General features: G+C 43.4%; 16 protein-coding genes. 4 read left to right on the top strand and 12 right to left on the bottom strand.

The genetic code is table 11. The annotated features are described in order from the left end of the window. Positions 1 to 286: 286 nt before the first annotated feature. From EBO34_RS02720 to EBO34_RS02710, 3 genes are all read right to left on the bottom strand, one after another. Positions 287 to 1156: a metal ABC transporter permease gene (locus EBO34_RS02720; RefSeq protein ID WP_122896417.1), complete on the bottom strand. Its 870-nt coding sequence runs from the start codon at positions 1154 to 1156 to the stop codon at positions 287 to 289. Next, complete coding sequence (locus EBO34_RS02715) at positions 1153 to 1911, bottom strand: metal ABC transporter ATP-binding protein (protein ID WP_122896416.1); 759 nt, start codon at positions 1909 to 1911, stop codon at positions 1153 to 1155. Before EBO34_RS02715 ends, EBO34_RS02720 begins: the two co-directional genes overlap by 4 nt. Before the next feature lie 354 nt (positions 1912 to 2265). Next, positions 2266 to 3618, bottom strand: a complete 1353-nt coding sequence (locus EBO34_RS02710) for a two-component system sensor histidine kinase NtrB (RefSeq protein ID WP_183163683.1) — start codon at positions 3616 to 3618, stop codon at positions 2266 to 2268. 182 nt (positions 3619 to 3800) lie between these two features. Here EBO34_RS02710 and EBO34_RS02705 point away from each other — a divergent pair, with 182 nt between their 5' ends. Next, positions 3801 to 4070 (top strand): DUF2624 family protein, encoded by a 270-nt coding sequence (locus tag EBO34_RS02705; protein WP_122896414.1) that lies wholly within the window; start codon positions 3801 to 3803, stop codon positions 4068 to 4070. A 77-nt stretch (positions 4071 to 4147) separates the two neighbouring features. On the opposite strand, the gene EBO34_RS02700 is transcribed toward EBO34_RS02705, so the two are convergent. Continuing rightward, positions 4148 to 5038, bottom strand: coding sequence for a deoxyribonuclease IV (locus EBO34_RS02700; protein WP_122896413.1), 891 nt, complete (start codon positions 5036 to 5038; stop codon positions 4148 to 4150). A 26-nt stretch (positions 5039 to 5064) separates the two neighbouring features. After that, entirely contained in the window at positions 5065 to 6384 is a 1320-nt protein-coding gene (locus EBO34_RS02695; protein WP_122896412.1) for a DEAD/DEAH box helicase, read from the bottom strand. A gap of 458 nt (positions 6385 to 6842) precedes the next feature. Between EBO34_RS02695 and vrrA the strand changes: the two genes are divergently transcribed. The 3 genes from vrrA to EBO34_RS02680 all read left to right on the top strand — a co-directional run bounded on the left by vrrA (position 6843) and on the right by EBO34_RS02680 (position 9185). Next, the gene (gene vrrA / locus EBO34_RS02690) at positions 6843 to 7454 is read left to right on the top strand and encodes a VrrA/YqfQ family protein (protein ID WP_183163682.1); all 612 of its coding nucleotides are present in this window, start codon (positions 6843 to 6845) and stop codon (positions 7452 to 7454) included. Positions 7455 to 7595: 141 nt separating this feature from the next. Continuing rightward, the gene (locus tag EBO34_RS02685) at positions 7596 to 8090 is read left to right on the top strand and encodes a CarD family transcriptional regulator (RefSeq protein ID WP_122896410.1); all 495 of its coding nucleotides are present in this window, start codon (positions 7596 to 7598) and stop codon (positions 8088 to 8090) included. A gap of 144 nt (positions 8091 to 8234) precedes the next feature. Beyond that, positions 8235 to 9185 carry a 4-hydroxy-3-methylbut-2-enyl diphosphate reductase gene (locus EBO34_RS02680; protein WP_122896409.1) on the top strand — a complete coding sequence of 317 codons (951 nt, stop codon included), beginning with the start codon at positions 8235 to 8237 and terminating at the stop codon, positions 9183 to 9185. 227 nt (positions 9186 to 9412) lie between these two features. Here the strand turns inward: EBO34_RS02680 and EBO34_RS02675 are convergent, their stop codons facing one another. The 7 genes from EBO34_RS02675 to dnaG all read right to left on the bottom strand — a co-directional run bounded on the left by EBO34_RS02675 (position 9413) and on the right by dnaG (position 16717). Next, positions 9413 to 10534 (bottom strand): Nif3-like dinuclear metal center hexameric protein, encoded by a 1122-nt coding sequence (locus EBO34_RS02675; protein WP_122898468.1) that lies wholly within the window; start codon positions 10532 to 10534, stop codon positions 9413 to 9415. Then, positions 10528 to 11244 carry a tRNA (adenine(22)-N(1))-methyltransferase gene (locus tag EBO34_RS02670; RefSeq protein ID WP_122896408.1) on the bottom strand — a complete coding sequence of 239 codons (717 nt, stop codon included), beginning with the start codon at positions 11242 to 11244 and terminating at the stop codon, positions 10528 to 10530. Before EBO34_RS02670 ends, EBO34_RS02675 begins: the two co-directional genes overlap by 7 nt. A 73-nt stretch (positions 11245 to 11317) precedes the next feature. Next, the gene (locus EBO34_RS02665; protein WP_122896407.1) at positions 11318 to 11695 is read right to left on the bottom strand and encodes a c-type cytochrome; all 378 of its coding nucleotides are present in this window, start codon (positions 11693 to 11695) and stop codon (positions 11318 to 11320) included. Positions 11696 to 11889: 194 nt separating this feature from the next. Further along, positions 11890 to 12642, bottom strand: a complete 753-nt coding sequence (locus EBO34_RS02660) for a glycerophosphodiester phosphodiesterase (RefSeq protein ID WP_122896406.1) — start codon at positions 12640 to 12642, stop codon at positions 11890 to 11892. Positions 12643 to 12952: 310 nt separating this feature from the next. Continuing rightward, positions 12953 to 13489 carry a hypothetical protein gene (locus tag EBO34_RS02655; RefSeq protein ID WP_122896405.1) on the bottom strand — a complete coding sequence of 179 codons (537 nt, stop codon included), beginning with the start codon at positions 13487 to 13489 and terminating at the stop codon, positions 12953 to 12955. Positions 13490 to 13718: 229 nt separating this feature from the next. After that, complete coding sequence (gene rpoD, locus EBO34_RS02650; RefSeq protein ID WP_122896404.1) at positions 13719 to 14840, bottom strand: RNA polymerase sigma factor RpoD; 1122 nt, start codon at positions 14838 to 14840, stop codon at positions 13719 to 13721. A 65-nt stretch (positions 14841 to 14905) separates the two neighbouring features. Next, entirely contained in the window at positions 14906 to 16717 is a 1812-nt protein-coding gene (dnaG, locus tag EBO34_RS02645) for a DNA primase (RefSeq protein WP_249413980.1), read from the bottom strand. Positions 16718 to 16779 lie beyond the last annotated feature (62 nt).

The raw sequence follows: 16779 nt of genomic DNA, 5'->3' as shown, positions 1-16779 counted from the left end.
TGGAGAACAGTCAACCTCTCTTACACGAGAGTATATAATACGCCCATTCGACAAATTTCGCAAACGGGTCATTGTTTCTTCCCCGGCTTTAAACAGAGGTCATCTGTCTCCACAAAGGATTACCTCTGAATTACTCTATCAATCTCCGTTATTCTCCTTTTTCCAACACAGGTCCATGATCGGGCTTGAATTACTGCCTTTCGAACCTTTTTGGTAATTTATGTAAAATAAAAGAGACTATCTATGTCTGATAATCTCTTTTCCCTATATTCAACTGTTAAAAACATTAACTTTGCCTCGCACTTACTGAACGGAAAAACCTGAACACGATTCCCTGTCTGGGCGAAAAGAAGAGTGCCAGACAGAATAAAGCTGAAGCGACCAGAACAATAGAAGCTCCCGAAGATACGTCGTAAACAACCGAGAAAAACAGACCGACTACTGCTGAAATAACACCAAACAAGGCTGACAGGCCGAGCATAACCGGAAATCTGTCAGTTAGAAGGTACGCAGTCGCCCCAGGTGTAATGAGCATAGCAACAACGAGGATAATTCCTACTGTCTGCAGCGACGCTACTGTTACAAGTGAAAGAAGCAGCATGAGCATATAATGAATAAACTGTACCGGAAGTCCGGTTGCTTTTGCCATTGTTTCATCAAAAGTACTGAGAAGCAGAGGACGGTAAAAAATAAATACTGCCAGGAGAACAAATACCCCGATACCAAAGGTTATCCATAAATCCGTTCTGGAAACAGCGAGTACATTACCAAATAAAATATGCCACAAATCAACACTTGAGCCACGCATAGCTGTAATCAGAACCACCCCAAGGGCAAACATGGCAGTAAACATGATTCCTATAGCTGAGTCTTCTTTTATCCTGCTGTTTTGTGAAATATAACCGATTGAAAGAGCAGTAATTACACCGGTAATAACCGCACCGATAAAAAAGTTGACGCCGATCATATAGGCAATAACCACACCCGGCAGAACAGCATGGGAAATAGCGTCCCCCATGAGGGCCATGCCTCTTAGGATAATATAGCAGCCAATTACACCGCAGATGATCCCTACGAGTACCGCTGCAAGCATGGCATTTTGTAAGTAGGGATACCGTGCGACCTGATCCAAAAAGCTTAAAATCTGTTCAATCATTGGCTCACCACCAGAAAACCTTCATTATCATCTAAAACGGCTGCACTCCCCTGATAAGCCCGCTTTAAAAACTCAGGAGTGTAAACATCCTTTACTGAGCCGGCAGAGATTAACTCCTGATTCAACAAAATAAGCTGATCAAAATATTTCTCTACTTTGCTTAGATCATGATGCACGACAAAAATCGTCTTTCCACTGTCACGCAGCTGATGCAAAAGCCTGACAATGATTTCCTCAGACTTCATATCAATCCCTACAAAGGGTTCATCCAGAAAGAAGACATCGGCATTCTGCGCCAAAGCACGTGCAATAAAAACACGCTGCTGCTGACCTCCGGAAAGTTCTCCAATCTGTCGTTTTGAGAACTCACTCATACCCACTTTTTCAAGGGCATCCTTTGCCATTTCCCGGTCTTTCCTTGAACTTCTCTTATACCACGGGATATGGGCAAACCTCCCCATCATGACTACGTCCTCAACTCTTACGGGAAAATCCCAGTCAATAGAATTTCTCTGCGGCACATAGGATATTTGCTTACGGTATGTTTTGATCGTTTCTCCAAACAAACGCACGTTTCCTTTTGCTTTTTCCAAACCGAGTATGGCTTTGATCAGCGTGGATTTACCCGCACCATTCGGTCCGATAATCCCGATAAGCTGGCCTTTATCAACAGAAAAGTTAATATCCTTTAATGCAAGATGGCCGTGATAATGCACGGACAGCTCCCGCACATCAATGGTGTCATGTAAAGCCATAGTGTATTTCCTCCTCTTCTATGCACAGTATGATAAACGTCCATATTAGATATCATCTGTAATATATGATACGCGCTAAGGATGTGTGCCATGCGCGAAAATGTTGTACTCAAATTAAAAAGTTGCACTAAGTAAACTTTTCTTCTTACGTACAATTATAAAGATCTCAACAGAAATTTTCAATCATTTATCTTAAACTGCAGACTTTCGCTTATTCAGACAGGTAGTTTCGCACCTCAGCATGTCACTGTATTTCCAAAGGCTTATGCAAAGCCTGAAATAAATAAAAAAAACTGCTTCAGAAGGGGATCTCCACCTTCCGAAACAGTCATTTTACGTAACAACAAAAACGCATCAGGGCTCCATCTCAACGTAAAGGGGAAGAGTAATTATTACTTTCGTTCCTTCTCCCGGTTCACTTTCAATATCCAACGTCCCCTTATGCTCCTCGATAATCCTCTTGCATAATGGGATACCTATACCTGTACCCTTATCTTTGGTAGTAAAAAAAGGCTTATAAATTTCTTCCAGGACATCAGGCGGCATACCTGGACCGTAATCCTGAAGTTCGATAGAATATGTGTCTCCGTACGTTGATGTAAGCATCGTAAACTTACAGTCCTTGTCTTCTTCTTCGTAAGCTTCAATTGAATTTCTAAGCACATTAAGTAAAACCTGCCTGATCATTTGGTCATTCACATACAGATAGCGCCTTGAGTTTCTTATGGAAAAATGAAAATCAATGTCATGCAGAAGACACTCAGACCTGAAAATCATCAGCATGGACTCCATTAAATCTGAAGGCAGAACATATTTTTTATCAATTTTTTTTCTCGACATGGACAGGAAATCTTCGATAATCAGATTCATCCGGTCAATCTCAGAGGAAATGGTCTCGTAATATTTGTTCAAACTGTTGGACAGCTTGGAAAGCTGAATAAACCCTTTAATGACAGACAGAGGGTTACGCAATTCATGTGCGACTCCCGCCGCTATCTGAGATACACTTTCCATCTGCTGCTTATACGTCAGCAGTTGTTCAAACCTGTGCTCAACTGTTTCATCCTTAATATAGACAGACAGTAACGTCGGCGATAATAGATGACCATAAATCGTCAGACGTATCTCTTCTTTCTCGAATACAACAGCCGCTTTGCGATTTTCCATATTTACAATATCCGCAAGCTTTGAAATTGTCCGGTGAAATGAATAGTCATCATTTAAATATGGTTCGTCAGGGTTAAGAGGTTCGTCAAGGGTTTTTAATACATCAATAAAGAGGTGGTTGCAGGATCGGACTCTTCCTTCTACATCAATCGTAAAAGAAGGAATCGGTATATGTTTTAAGACATCTATCAGGTCTCCGGCCTCTTCTTTAACTTTCTTCCCTTTTAACAGCACACCCTCTGAAAGTGCCATACCTTCAAAATGCATCAGCTGCACACGATTGTTAACTGTCATTTCAAAATAATCACTGGATGCTTTTTTACCCTCTGAGAGCTTCCTTAAAAAAACGTGAAAGCGATCCGCTTCGTGCTCATGAAATAATGTGAAGAATGTTTTACTGTTTATCGTTCCCTGCTCTTCAGATGGTATGGTAAGTGAAACAAGGGTGTCATTTTCATCGAAGACGAGCAGCCATTCTGAAGACATTTCTACAATGGTTTCCATTATTTCTTCGTTTTTTATTAGAGTATGACAGTCCATGCCCAGGATATCCCCCATTTCTTCATGGCAGGTTTTATTTCAAAGAGTCTTTATTACAAAGTATACAATATTATGGCAGTAATTTCTTTATAAATTTTCAGAAAGCTTTTGCCTCATATTCATGAAACGAAACGACCTGTTCTGCATACGTTAATAGAAGTGTATAAAGGAGGGAATCCCCTTTGAATCCATTTATTCAGCAGTTGGTAAATCAGAAGATTAATCAGTTGGATGTCAAAGAACTGATGCGTCTGAGCAAACAATATAAAATTCCACTCACAGTGAGGCAGGCCAAACAAATTATTGCTATCCTGAAAAAACAACCAGTAGACGTGGGAAATACAAAACATATGATTACTTTGCAAAACGAGTTAAAAAGCCTTGATCCGTCCCTTTATAAAAAAGCAGAAAAACTGCTTGAACCCTATAAGGATTATATCAACTGGCCATGAGTTCAAGTTTAAATTTACAGAACAGCAAAAAAGGCTGACTTAAAAGGATATTCCTCATAAGCCAGCCTTTCTTTGGATTACACACCCATGATTTTCTCTTTTAAGTCTTCCTGAAAACTTCGTTCCTTAATCATGTTAATTTCAAAACGGTATGGTGCTTTTTTATTCTTTTTATCAGTACCTACATAAGGAGTTTCAAGAATCTTAGGGACCGTTTCAAAAGCATCGTGATAAATAACCTTTGTGAGTGCTTCAAAGCCGATATGACCAAATCCGATGTTTTCATGACGGTCTTTAAGAGCCCCGCGCTCGTTCTTACTGTCGTTCACATGAAGAACCTTTAATCGGTCAAGTCCAATAATACGGTCAAATTCATTAATTACCCCATCGAGATCGTTAACAATATCATAACCCGCATCGTGGACGTGACAAGTGTCAAAGCACACACTAAGCTTCTCATTATGATTAACACCATCAATAATTCTGGCAAGCTCATCAAAGTTCCGGCCGCATTCAGACCCTTTTCCTGCCATTGTTTCAAGGGCAATCTGAACGTCTTGTTCAGGATCCAAGACCTCGTTTAGACCTTCAATTATTTTTTCGATCCCTTTGTCCGCTCCGGCACCAACGTGAGCACCCGGATGAAGCACAATCTGTTTGGCACCGATAGCTTCGGTACGGTCAATTTCACTTTTAAGAAAATTGACGCCAAGTTCAAAGGTCTCTGGCTTTTGCGAATTGCCGATATTAATGATGTAAGGAGCATGTACAATAATATTACTGATCCCGTTTTCTTTCATATGAGCAGTGCCCGCTTCAATGTTAAGCTCTTCAATCGGCTTTCTCCGTGTATTCTGAGGTGCTCCTGTATAGATCATAAATGTCGTTGCACCGTATGAAGCTGCTTCTTCACTTGAGGCAAGAAGCATTTTCTTCCCGCTCATGGAAACGTGTGATCCGAGTAGCATGTTATCCTCTCCCTGTATTGCTTTCTTTATTTTCTTTTTGCCCGGTTATTTCTCTTGGTTTCAAGCCTCCGCTGGCGCTTTCGCTCCTGCTCCACTTGAAGCTTGGCTTTTTTCTTGTATCCAGGCTTTACTTTTTTAGGTTTTGGTGTTTTAAGCTTAATCTCGCTGTCCACCTGCTGGTTTTGAATTCGTTTCCGGCGCATCTTCTGCTCAAGGTCGACCCATTCGTCTTTTTTAAGGTCTTTATATATAAATGGGATTCCTTGTGATTCAAGTTTTTCAATGGACTGCTGGTCTTTTCTGTTTATGATCGTTGCTGCAATTCCATCCCAACCTGCTCTCGCGGTACGGCCAACCCGGTGTACATAATACTCCAGCTCTGTCGGAAGTTCAGCGTTGATGATATGGCTGATTCCCTTTACATCAATCCCACGGGCAACAAGGTCCGAAGCTACAAGATACTGAACTTCTGCATCCCTTAGCTTCTTCATCACCTTTTTACGGTCTCTCGGAGGGATTCCACCGTGCAGCTTTTCAGCGTTCAAACCAGCTTCAGCAAATGCAAGATACACTTCATCTACCATTTCTTTTGAGTTAGCAAAAATGACACAAAGGAATGGATTAAAGGCTTTTGCTATTTGTACGGCCAGATTTTTAACGTCCCGGTCACGGTCTGGAATGAGCCAGTGTTCTATCTTCTTTGGTGATGCCTGTTTCGGCTCAACCTTCACATGTTTGGGCTGCTTCATATATTTACGTAAAAAAGGCTGGAGCTTTTCCGGGATTGTAGCCGAGAATACCAGCATCTGCAGATCATCTCCCATTCGGGAGGCTGCCTGATCCACATCCTCAATAAACCCCATATCAAGCATCTGATCAGCTTCGTCTACAACAAGCATTTCTGCATGATGAACATCAAGGGCATTATCTTTTACCAGGTCATTTATGCGTCCCGGTGTTCCAACAACAATATGAGGAGGTTTTTTCAGTTTTTCAACCATTCTTGCACGGTCAGTTCCCCCGGTCACAAGCTTCGCAGTCACTGCTCCTTCTGAATGGGAGAGTACTTTCATGAGTTCATCATATAGCTGCTGGGCAAGTTCCCTGGTCGGTGCAGTAATAACAGCCTGAACGTGACGTTTGTCTTCATTTATACGGTCAACGATGGGAAGTAAAAAGGCAAGTGTCTTCCCAGTTCCTGTCTGGGATTGTCCTATGACATCGGAGCCATTCCGGATTGCCGGTATAAGCCTTTCCTGAATTTCCATAGGCAGATCAATTCCCTGCTCAATAAGGGCATCGATAATGTAACCCTTTAATTCAAATCGTTCAAAATTATGCTTCATTTATTTTTCCTACTTTCCTAAAACACTTGTCCGGCATTTGTACCAAACCTGTTTTTTCCATTTTTCGCGTCTAAATAACTGTTTCTCAGCATACACTAATTATATATTTTAACACGGACAAGGTATCCTGCGCCAGCAGCACTTACAAATGATTTAAAAAGGGCTTCTGACGGGCTCCTGCAGGGTCGGTAATCCGGAGTTGACTGTAATAACCTTCACTACCTTCCTGTCCTCGAAAGATCACGAAGAGTCTGTAACGTCAGGGTTGTGTGCCTCCCATACAAAAACTCCATAAAAAAGACCACCGCCCAGACCAATTCAATGCGTGTGCATATAACTAATAAGAGAATATATTGTATGTGAAAGGATTGGTAGGTATGTTTGGTCCACGCCCCTTACCACCAGGAAGTCAATCGTCCTTCTCTCCCTTTATGAGAGGACCCGGTCCGGGAGCTGGTATGTTTCCGGTCCGGGGAGCTGCCGGTCCATTTGGCGGCTCTGCTTTCGGCCCGCCGCAGCAGGCTGCAATGAGACAAGGTGGCGGGTTACTCTCCCGGCTTTTTGGAGGAGGAGCACAGGCAGCCGGGTCTTCTGCAGGAGGGTTTGGCAGCTTTGGTGGATTCGGCAGTTCAGCTGGTGCCGGAGCCTCTGCGGGAGCGGGTCCCCTCGCCTCTTTGACAAATGCAGTCAGCAGCGGTGGCGGAATCAATTCTGTTCTTGGTCTTGTCCAGAATGCACAAAAAGCAGTTCAGGTAGTCCAGACTGTAGGTCCTATGGTCCAGCAATACGGCCCGCTTGTGAAGTCGCTCCCGCAGCTTATGGCTATCATGAGAGCCAGTGACAGTGACGATGAGTCTGCAGTAATGGATGAAACAGATCATTCGAATGACACAGATAATGAAGAAGTTGTTGAAATCAACAAACCGGCAAAAGTTGCCGTCAGTAAAAAGAAGCCTTCCTTCAGGCCTGTTAAAAAACGAAGGAATCGCCCGGCAGGGAAAAAGACTGAAAAAAATCCCGGAATATCAAAAAAGGATGACCGGCTCCCCGGCCCTAAGCTTTATGTATAAAGAAAGTCAGTCTTTTAAAATAAGGCTGATTTTTCTTTCTTATTTATTTTGTATTGACGAAACTTGTCCATCATAGTAAAATTTTTAATTTATATCTTTTTGTGGTAAAATAACTCTTATAACCGTAATGGAGGAATGTATATGTTCAAAGTCGGTGATCACGTTGTTTACCCGTACCACGGTGCCGGTACCATTAAAGATATGGAAGAAAAAGATATTTTAGGCGAAAAAATTAACTACTTCGTTGTTTTCTTTCCACTGAACCACGTTACGTTAATGCTTCCGGAAGGCCGCGTTAAAGAATCCGGACTCAGAAAAGTGATTGAGACTTCCAAAGTCGACGAACTCGCTTCTGCATTAAGTCAGCCAGACCTCAACGCCTCCAAAAAAGAAGCTGCAAGACCGTATTCAAAAGAAAATGAAACCCTTTTGAAAACCGGCTGCATCATGGACGCTGCCAGTGTGATAGCCAACCTGACATCCAAAGAAGGCGAGCGTACAAACGGACTTCATATGGAAGACCGAAAAAACATGGACCGTGCCAAACAGTTCATCGCTAGTGAATTAATGCTTGTAAATGATATTTCTGAAGAAGAAGCCTACGAATTCATTATGAAGAACTCCCAAGGCGCTTAATAGCAAAGGTGCTCCCGATGCAGGGGGCACCTTTTTTTGACTTCGTTGCAAAAGGCAAGGTGGTTCCCCTTTTCACTTATGTGCTTTATAATGAGGGGTGATACTTACTTATTTGATAATGTCTCTTAGGAGGAATGAATAAATATGGACGTTTTAAAAATATCCCCGCGAGGCTATTGCTATGGTGTTGTTGACGCAATGGTTCTTGCAAGGCAGGCAGCTGAAAACCTGGACCTGCCACGTCCGATCTATATTTTAGGTATGATCGTGCACAACAAACACGTAACCGATGCTTTCGACGAAGAAGGCATTATTACCCTTGACGGACCGAACCGCCTCGACATACTGAAAAAAGTGGATAAAGGTACGGTGATTTTTACTGCACATGGTGTATCACCTGAGGTCCGTAAACTGGCTAAAGAAAAAGGGCTTACAACAGTAGATGCAACCTGCCCTGATGTGACACGGACACATGACCTGATCCGGGAGAAAAAACAAGAAGGCTACCACGTGATCTACGTAGGTAAGAAAGGGCATCCTGAACCTGAAGGAGCTATGGGTGTAGCACCGGATATCGTTCATCTTGTTGAATCAGAAGCTGATGTGGATGAACTCACAATCGATTCTGACCGTATTATTATTACAAACCAGACAACCATGAGTCAGTGGGATGTTAAAAACATTATAAATAAAGCGTTGAGTAAATATCCTCATGCTGAGGTTCATAACGAAATTTGTATGGCAACCCAGGTGCGGCAGGAAGCAGTGGCTAAGCAAGCAGGAGAATCAGATCTTCTCTTAGTTGTTGGCGACCCGAAAAGTAACAATTCCAACCGCCTTGCACAAGTTTCTAAAGAAATCGCCGGTACTCCGGCCTACCGAATTGCCAACGTCAACGAGATTGATCTGAGCTGGTTAAAAGGCATTTCAAAAGTCGCTGTCACATCCGGCGCAAGTACACCTACTCCGATTACAAAAGAAGTCATCAAGTTTCTTGAACAATTTGAAGAAGAAGATCCAGGAACATGGAGTACCGTCAGCCAGGTTAAGATGAGTAAAATCCTTCCTAAAGTGAAAAAGAAACAGGCGCAGTAATGAATGAAGGATTTTTTCGTAAAGATTGTTGCTTTCCCTTAAAAGGCTGATGGTGCCGAAGTGTCTGCGACTCCTGTGGCAATGGAGGCACCGTCACGGAAAGCAAAGAGCACACAGGCTTCACCTTCCTTCTCTGGACCCGGAGGAAGGACAAATAACGCCATTCAACAGCGAAATCAAAGGCTGCATCAGAGGCATAGGACTCTGGTGCAGCCTTTTTCTTGATCTTAAATAAACTGAAACGGATCTGTATTTACTTTGGAAGTGATAACCTCCGTGCTGTATTTCTTTTCATCAATAAAAGCAGAAAGGAAACCTGCCACTCCTTGTTTCATAATTTTTTCTGCGTTATGACCCGGGTCAACCATCATCAGACCTTCCATCATTGCATCGTGTGCAACATGATAGTATAAGTCACCGGTTACAAATACATCGGCGCCCTTAAATAAAGCCTGGTTCACATATTTATTACCATCTCCGCCAAGAACGGCAACCTTTTTCACCTTTTTATCCAAATCGCCGACTACTCTGGCACCTCTTACACCGAATGCCTCTTTCACATGTTCACCGAACTCTTTTAAGGTCATTTCATTTTTGAGTTCACCTATTCTTCCAAGGCCAAGTTTTCTGCCCGGCACCGCCATTTCATATAAGTCATAAGCCACTTCCTCATAAGGATGGGCATTCGTCATCGCACGAACCACACGCTTTTCGATTGATGCAGGAAATACAGACTCAATCTTTACTTCGTCCACATATTCCATCTTTCCCTTTTCCCCGATATGAGGGTCCGTTCCCTCTCCCGGCCTGAAAATTCCTGTACCTTTCGTATTGAAGGTACAATGACTGTAGTTTCCGAGGTGACCGGCGCCCGCCTGCCCCATAGCTTCTCTGACCTGTTGTGCATTTTCTTCGGGAACATACACCACGACCTTCTTCAATGGGTCCTCAAACGTTTCTACGAGGACTTCCGCCTCTTTAATACCCAATGCTTCAGCCATAAGGTCATTAACGCCGCCCGGTGCCACATCAAGGTTGGTATGAGCAGCATAAACGGTAATATCGTGTTTGACCAGCTTCTCTATCGTCCTGCCGTATACCTGATCTGTACGAAGGGATTTTATCGGCTTAAAAATAATCGGGTGGTGTGCGATAATGAGATCCACACCGGCCTCGATTGCCTCATCTACCACCGGTTCGATGACATCCAGTGCTACCATTACCTTTTTAACCGGCTTGTTTAACGTTCCGACCTGAAGTCCTATCTTATCTCCCTCCACAGCATAGTGCTTCGGAGAGAAAGCTTCGAACGCCTGGATAATGGCCTGGCCGTTTGCGTGCTTCATGATAACTCCTCCTCCAACCAAATAAGATATTGATCAATTTTCTTCTTCTTTTCAGTTAATGCTGCTGTGTTTCCACCTTTGGACAATTGCTCTTTCACTTTCTTCAGTTGTTCTCTTTCCTTAGACCACTTCAATTCAAACGCTGAATTTTTCTGCTTCATTAAAAACGGCCCAAGCCACATCTCTTTTTCAAGCTCATGTTTGTTATAAGCTGCTTCCGGTGCTTCACTCCTTGCAGCAACCAGGATTTCATAAATATGACCATCCTCTTCAAGAATCTGCTCATCAATTAGCGACCATTGATTGTCATAGAGCCACTTCCTGACATGATCAGAAGCAACGTTCGGCTGCAGGATCAGCCTTTGAACGGAAGCACCCAGTCTTTTTTTCCCGTCCTCTAGAATCCTGACAATCAAGGGACCTCCCATACCTGCAATTGTAATGACGTCAACCGTTTCGCCGTCCAGCACCTGCAGGCCGTCACCCAGTTTAGCATGAATACTTTCTTCCATGCCCTTTGCGCGAATGTTTCTATTGGCCGCATTTAATGGACCTTCATTTACCTCTCCGGCAACTGCTGTAATAATCAGGCCTCTTTCCAAGGCGTAACAAGGAAGTTTCGCGTGGTCAGACCCGATATCTGCAAGGCGGGACCCTTCTGGAATGTATGAAGCAACTTTTTTTAATCGCTCAGATAACTCTTGTGGTTTCATTTTTTTCACCTAATCAGTATGTATTTTAAATAGACAAAAAGAAGGAACAGATCATCCCTTCTTTTTCATCTTCTTATTCATTTTCATTTAAGATATATTCTGCTACGGCTTCAGCTTCTTCGCCGCTTACAAGACCGCCAGGCATTGAACCCGGACCTTCTTCAATCGCAGTTAGAATAGCCTCCTGGTCATATGAGCCGTCATTAAGAGCAGGTCCTGAGCCGCCTTCTAAGTCACCGCCGTGACAGGAAAGACAGTTTTGCTCATAGACGTGTTCCCCAAGTTCAATCGGATCGTCGAACTCTTGCTCTTCTGCTTCTCCGTTTTCTCCTTCTTCGCCTTCCTGAGCAATTTCAGCTTGCTGGACGTTCCCAACAAAGGATAAAGCGATCATTAATAAGATTCCGAGAAAAGCGGTTACAAGGAACGGATAAAGGGGTTTCCCTCTCATGTGTATGTACCTCCTTCAAATGTCAGTAAGTCTTAAACCGGGATAGTACCAAACCGGTCCCGAAGTTTAGCTTAACAAAGCTATAGTATATTTTACTCTAAAAACGTTTAAGTGAAAAGAGGAAAGGCGAATTATTGTCTCTCTCTTGTAGATTCTGTTACAATTACCCGAACTTTATACAAAAACAAGTCTGTCTATATTTTGTTTTCACCATGTGATTGTTCCGGTTGAGGAAATAACGATGTCATTGTTTTCGGATCATCCGTTATAATACTGGTAACATTCAGGCGTTTACACCTCAGGGCCTCTTTTTCACGATTAATGGTATAGGCTCTTACAGGTATACCGCTTTTTGCCCACAACGGATAGAACCTCATAGCTTGATAGGAATGGCGGATGTGAATCGCATGTGCCTGAATACTGTTTAAATACCGGATACCCCTGAACAAGGGGGTTTTTGTCAGGAATGCACGCTGGAAATGCGTTCTCTTCTGGCCGGCCATGTAGGTGAGGAGCGGGTGATAAAAAGTGGAGACGACTGTTTTATGGGCCATCCCGTGGTTTTCAATCATCCCAAGCGTCATATCCAGAAGCTCTTCAAATTGCCGCGGCGGCTTTTTTACTTCCATATGCAACGTAATATCCTCACCTTTCATCCATTCGAGTACTTCCTGTAGAGATGGGATTTTTTCTCCGCCGAATCTTCCGGCAAACCAGCTTCCTGCGTCAAGCTGTCTTAACTCCCTGTATGTAAATGACCGGATCCATCCACTTCCGTTTGTGGTCCGGTCAACTTTTTCATCATGAAAAACAACCGGCACACCATCCTTCGTCCACTGCACGTCAAGTTCGATTCCGCTTATATTATAGGATGCAGCGGATAAAAAAGCTGCCATCGTATTTTCAGGTGCATAAAATGTATTTCCCCGGTGTGCAATGACCTCCATAAACAGATGTCTCCTTTATTTTTGACTTGGTTTCCATTATACCGTTCTGCTGTAATAAAGGCTAACGTACTCCCTTAGCTGTGTTAAAGAGTGTTGTTGATTTATTGAAAATGTTGATTGCAGCGAATATGCGACACTCCTGCGGGAGCAACGAGCAGTACACCACGAATCAGCTTCGAATTGCTTCGACGCACATACCTACGTAGCGTTATTTGCAGAGGAAGAAGCAGGTATAAACCTCTTGGAGGCTCATCGGCGCCCCCGCTGCAATGAGCGTAAAACAACACATGATTTTAACATAGGCACTCTCTTAAAAAAATACACTCGCAATGGTAAGCATAAATAACCCGGTAATTCCTGCGACGAATAAATAAACGAAGCCCGTTTTCCACCCTGCAGCCATCCAGGTGATACACGCCAGGATAACCACTGTATTCAAAGCTCCATTAGCCCCAGGAAACATCGCTTGAGCCAGTGAAACAAGGGTATAAAGCATGAGAACAGCGCAGCTGCCGATAAAGATATGAACAACCGCCAACCCCTTTCTGAAAGTGACGAAAAGCCCCCTTCCCAGGGCAAGCAGAATGAGCGAAAGCAAGGCTATTTGCATTGACGACGAAAACTGAGTAAAATAAATGACAAGAAATGTTAACGCTATCAGTGAAATGGCAATTGTTACGTATAAAAGGGATGTAAAGTCAGTGAACAGACCTTTTCTCCTTTCATTTTGGTCATGTTCCTTATCTTCATAAAGGCGTAACAAAAAAGTGCAGTATACTTCAGGGAGGAGACGATTCCTTCTCCAATACTCTATTTCACGAATAATGATTTTTTTTCTGTCATCCATAAACGATCCCTGCCGATCTTATTGAGTCATATTAATAATATCGAAAGAAATCAGCCCCATTTTAATAGGGTTAAATAAATCTTTATAAATCACTATTCATTCCAGAAGTTCTTGTCCCGGAGGTACCTGCAGATTTATCAGGAACAGAATGTAAATGAAATTTATCACTTTTATGGTAAATAAAAACCCGGATACGGGTATTATCCCATATCCAGGTTCAGTAAATATTCTATTCAAGAAAATCTTTAAGTCTTTTGCTTCTGCTCGGGTGGCGCAGCTTACGAAGTGCTTTTGCTTCAATCTGACGGATACGTTCTCGAGTAACGCCAAACACTTTTCCTACTTCTTCAAGTGTTCTTGTACGCCCGTCATCAAGTCCGAAGCGCAGCCTTAACACATTCTCTTCCCGGTCCGTAAGGGTGTCAAGAACGTCTTCAAGCTGCTCCTTTAATAATTCATAGGCAGCTGCATCGGAAGGTGCCAGTGCTTCCTGGTCTTCAATAAAGTCACCAAGGTGAGAATCATCTTCTTCACCGATCGGCGTCTCAAGTGAAACGGGCTCCTGGGCAATCTTAAGGATTTCCCGGACTTTCTCAGGGGTAAGATCCATTTCCTTTGAGACCTCTTCAGGAGAAGGTTCCCGGCCAAGATCCTGAAGTAGCTGACGTTGAACACGAATAAGCTTGTTGATCGTTTCAACCATGTGAACCGGAATTCGGATCGTTCTCGCCTGGTCTGCAATCGCACGGGTAATTGCCTGACGAATCCACCAGGTGGCATAGGTACTGAACTTATAGCCTTTGTTATAATCGAACTTTTCAACGGCTTTAATCAGCCCCATGTTTCCTTCCTGGATCAGGTCAAGGAACAGCATACCACGACCGACATAACGCTTTGCAATACTTACCACAAGTCTGAGGTTCGCTTCGGCAAGACGGCGTTTCGCTTCTTCATCCCCGTCTTCAATACGCTTTGCAAGACTGACCTCTTCTTGTGCTGACAATAAAGGAACACGACCGATTTCCTTAAGGTACATACGGACAGGATCATTAATCTTTATCCCGGGAGGTACACTCAAGTCATTGAGGTCAAATTCATCCTCTTTTTCAACTTGCTGCATACTTGGGACACTGACACCTTCATTGTCATTCATAATCTCGACACCTTGCTCACCGAGGTATTCAAAGAACTCATCCATTTGTTCAGAGTCCTGATCAAATGCTGCGAGACGTTCGGTAATCTCAGCATAAGTCAGCACCCCCCGCTTCTTTCCGAGTTCAACTAATTGTTCCTTCACCTGATCGATGGTTAGATCGCCTTCCGCCATAGGACGAATAGGTTTCTCAGCCATGCGATCCCTCCTTCCATTGGTTCACGACAACTTCTTGTATTAGAGAATGCCCTGCCGGACACTCACTATGTTAACAGGCTGTTTTTAAGCTGTTGTTCCATTTCACTTATTTTTTTAGCAATCACAGCAGCCTCATTCGGATCCCGTGATGCTTTCATCTCTTGCTTCATTCTTTCTATCTCAAGCCTTTTGGGATAGTTAAGAATTTGTTTAATATAATCGTTCAATTCCTGCTCAGACAATTCAACATTGATTGTCATCATCGCAAGTTCACTCACGGTCCGCTTGAGTCCTTCATCTGACAGCTGTTCGATAAAGCCCGCAAGAGACAGGTGACCCTCACCGTAATAACTGTACAGATGAGCAGCAATCGCATGATAGTCATCTATATTAAAAGATGCTCCAAGTTTTTCCTGAACCCTGAAGGCTACTTCAGCATCCTGAAGCATGTGAGCAAGCAGAAAACGCTCGGCATTTGCATAAGCAGGCAGAAGCCTTTTCCCGGCCTGAACCGACAGTCTTTTTCTCTCCGGCTTTCTTTCAGCCGGTTCGTCTTTCCTGCCTTTTTTACGTCTCTTATAAATTTGGATGAGTTCCTGTTTTAATGCGTCGAGTGATAAATTGAATTCTTCAGCGAGCTGCCGGATATAGTGGTCTCGTTCCACCGCCCGGTTCAGTTTGCTTACTTCACTCAGCATTTTTTCAACATATTCAATTTGGTCCCCTTCATCCTGGAGATTTAATCCTTTCCTGAAATAACGGAATTTAAACCCCATTAATGTCAGGCTTCCTTCAAGAACTTCTTCTTTAAACTTTTTTCCTCCGTGCCGGTTGATATAATCGTCAGGGTCAAGCCCTTCTTCGAGTTTGGCAACCCTTACGTTCATTCCTGCACTTTCGAGCATTTCTGCATTCTTGTATGTCGCATTCTGACCTGCATCATCAAAATCAAAACAAAGAACTGCCTTGTCGGCATTTCTCTTCAGCATTTTGATCTGCCGGTCCGTAAGGGCAGTACCCATGGAAGCAACACCATTACCTATACCCACTCTGTATGCAGAAATAACATCGGCATAGCCTTCAAACAGAATAACTTCATTTTTTTTCCGGATGGATGGCCGGGCACGGTTAAAGGCATACAGTAGCTGGCTTTTATTGAAGAGATCAGATTCGGGACTGTTCATGTACTTGGGATGACCACTGCCAAGAACGCGTCCGCTGAAACCAACTGTCTGGCCTTTACGGTCCCAGATGGGAAACATGATTCGCCCTCGGAATCTGTCGAATGGCTTTCCGTCGAAGTCCCGTCTGGCGAGAAGACCTGCTTCAATCATTTCATCCATGTTATAGTTCCGTTTTGACAGAAAGGACGTAAGAAAATCCCACGAATCAGGTGCAAACCCCAGTTGGAATTCTTTAATCGTTTCTTCATCAAACCCTCGTTCTTCTAGGTACTGCTTTGCTTCTTTGCCCTCGTCAGTTTGCAGTAATACATGCTGATAGAGCTTTGCAGCCAGTTTGTGCGCTTCAACCCAGTAACGGGTTCTGCGCTGTTCCTTTGAATTCTCGGGAGTCTGACCCGCGGCTTCGGGAAGGGGAATACCTGCCCGCTCTGCCAGCTTACCAACCGATTCCACAAAACTGACACCTTCAATTTCCATAATAAATGAAAAGACATTTCCGCCCGCTCCACAGCCGAAACAGTGATACAACTGTTTATCGGGAGACACGGAGAATGAAGGTGTTTTTTCACCGTGGAAAGGGCACAGGCCGGACATATTCCTGCCCTGCTTCTTTAGTTGGACATAATCACCGATAACATCAACAATGTCCTGTGATTTCCGGATTTCTTCTATTTTTTCTTGTGGTATACGCATACTCAGGTTGATTCACCACCCTAAATTACCATTCTTTATTAAGGGATGGCTATTATAGATTC

Origin of the sequence: Alteribacter keqinensis (assembly GCF_003710255.1) — a bacterium.
In the GTDB taxonomy this organism is placed as follows: Bacteria; Bacillota; Bacilli; order Bacillales; family Salisediminibacteriaceae; genus Alteribacter; species Alteribacter keqinensis.
This window is presented reverse-complemented; position numbering and strand designations above follow the sequence as displayed.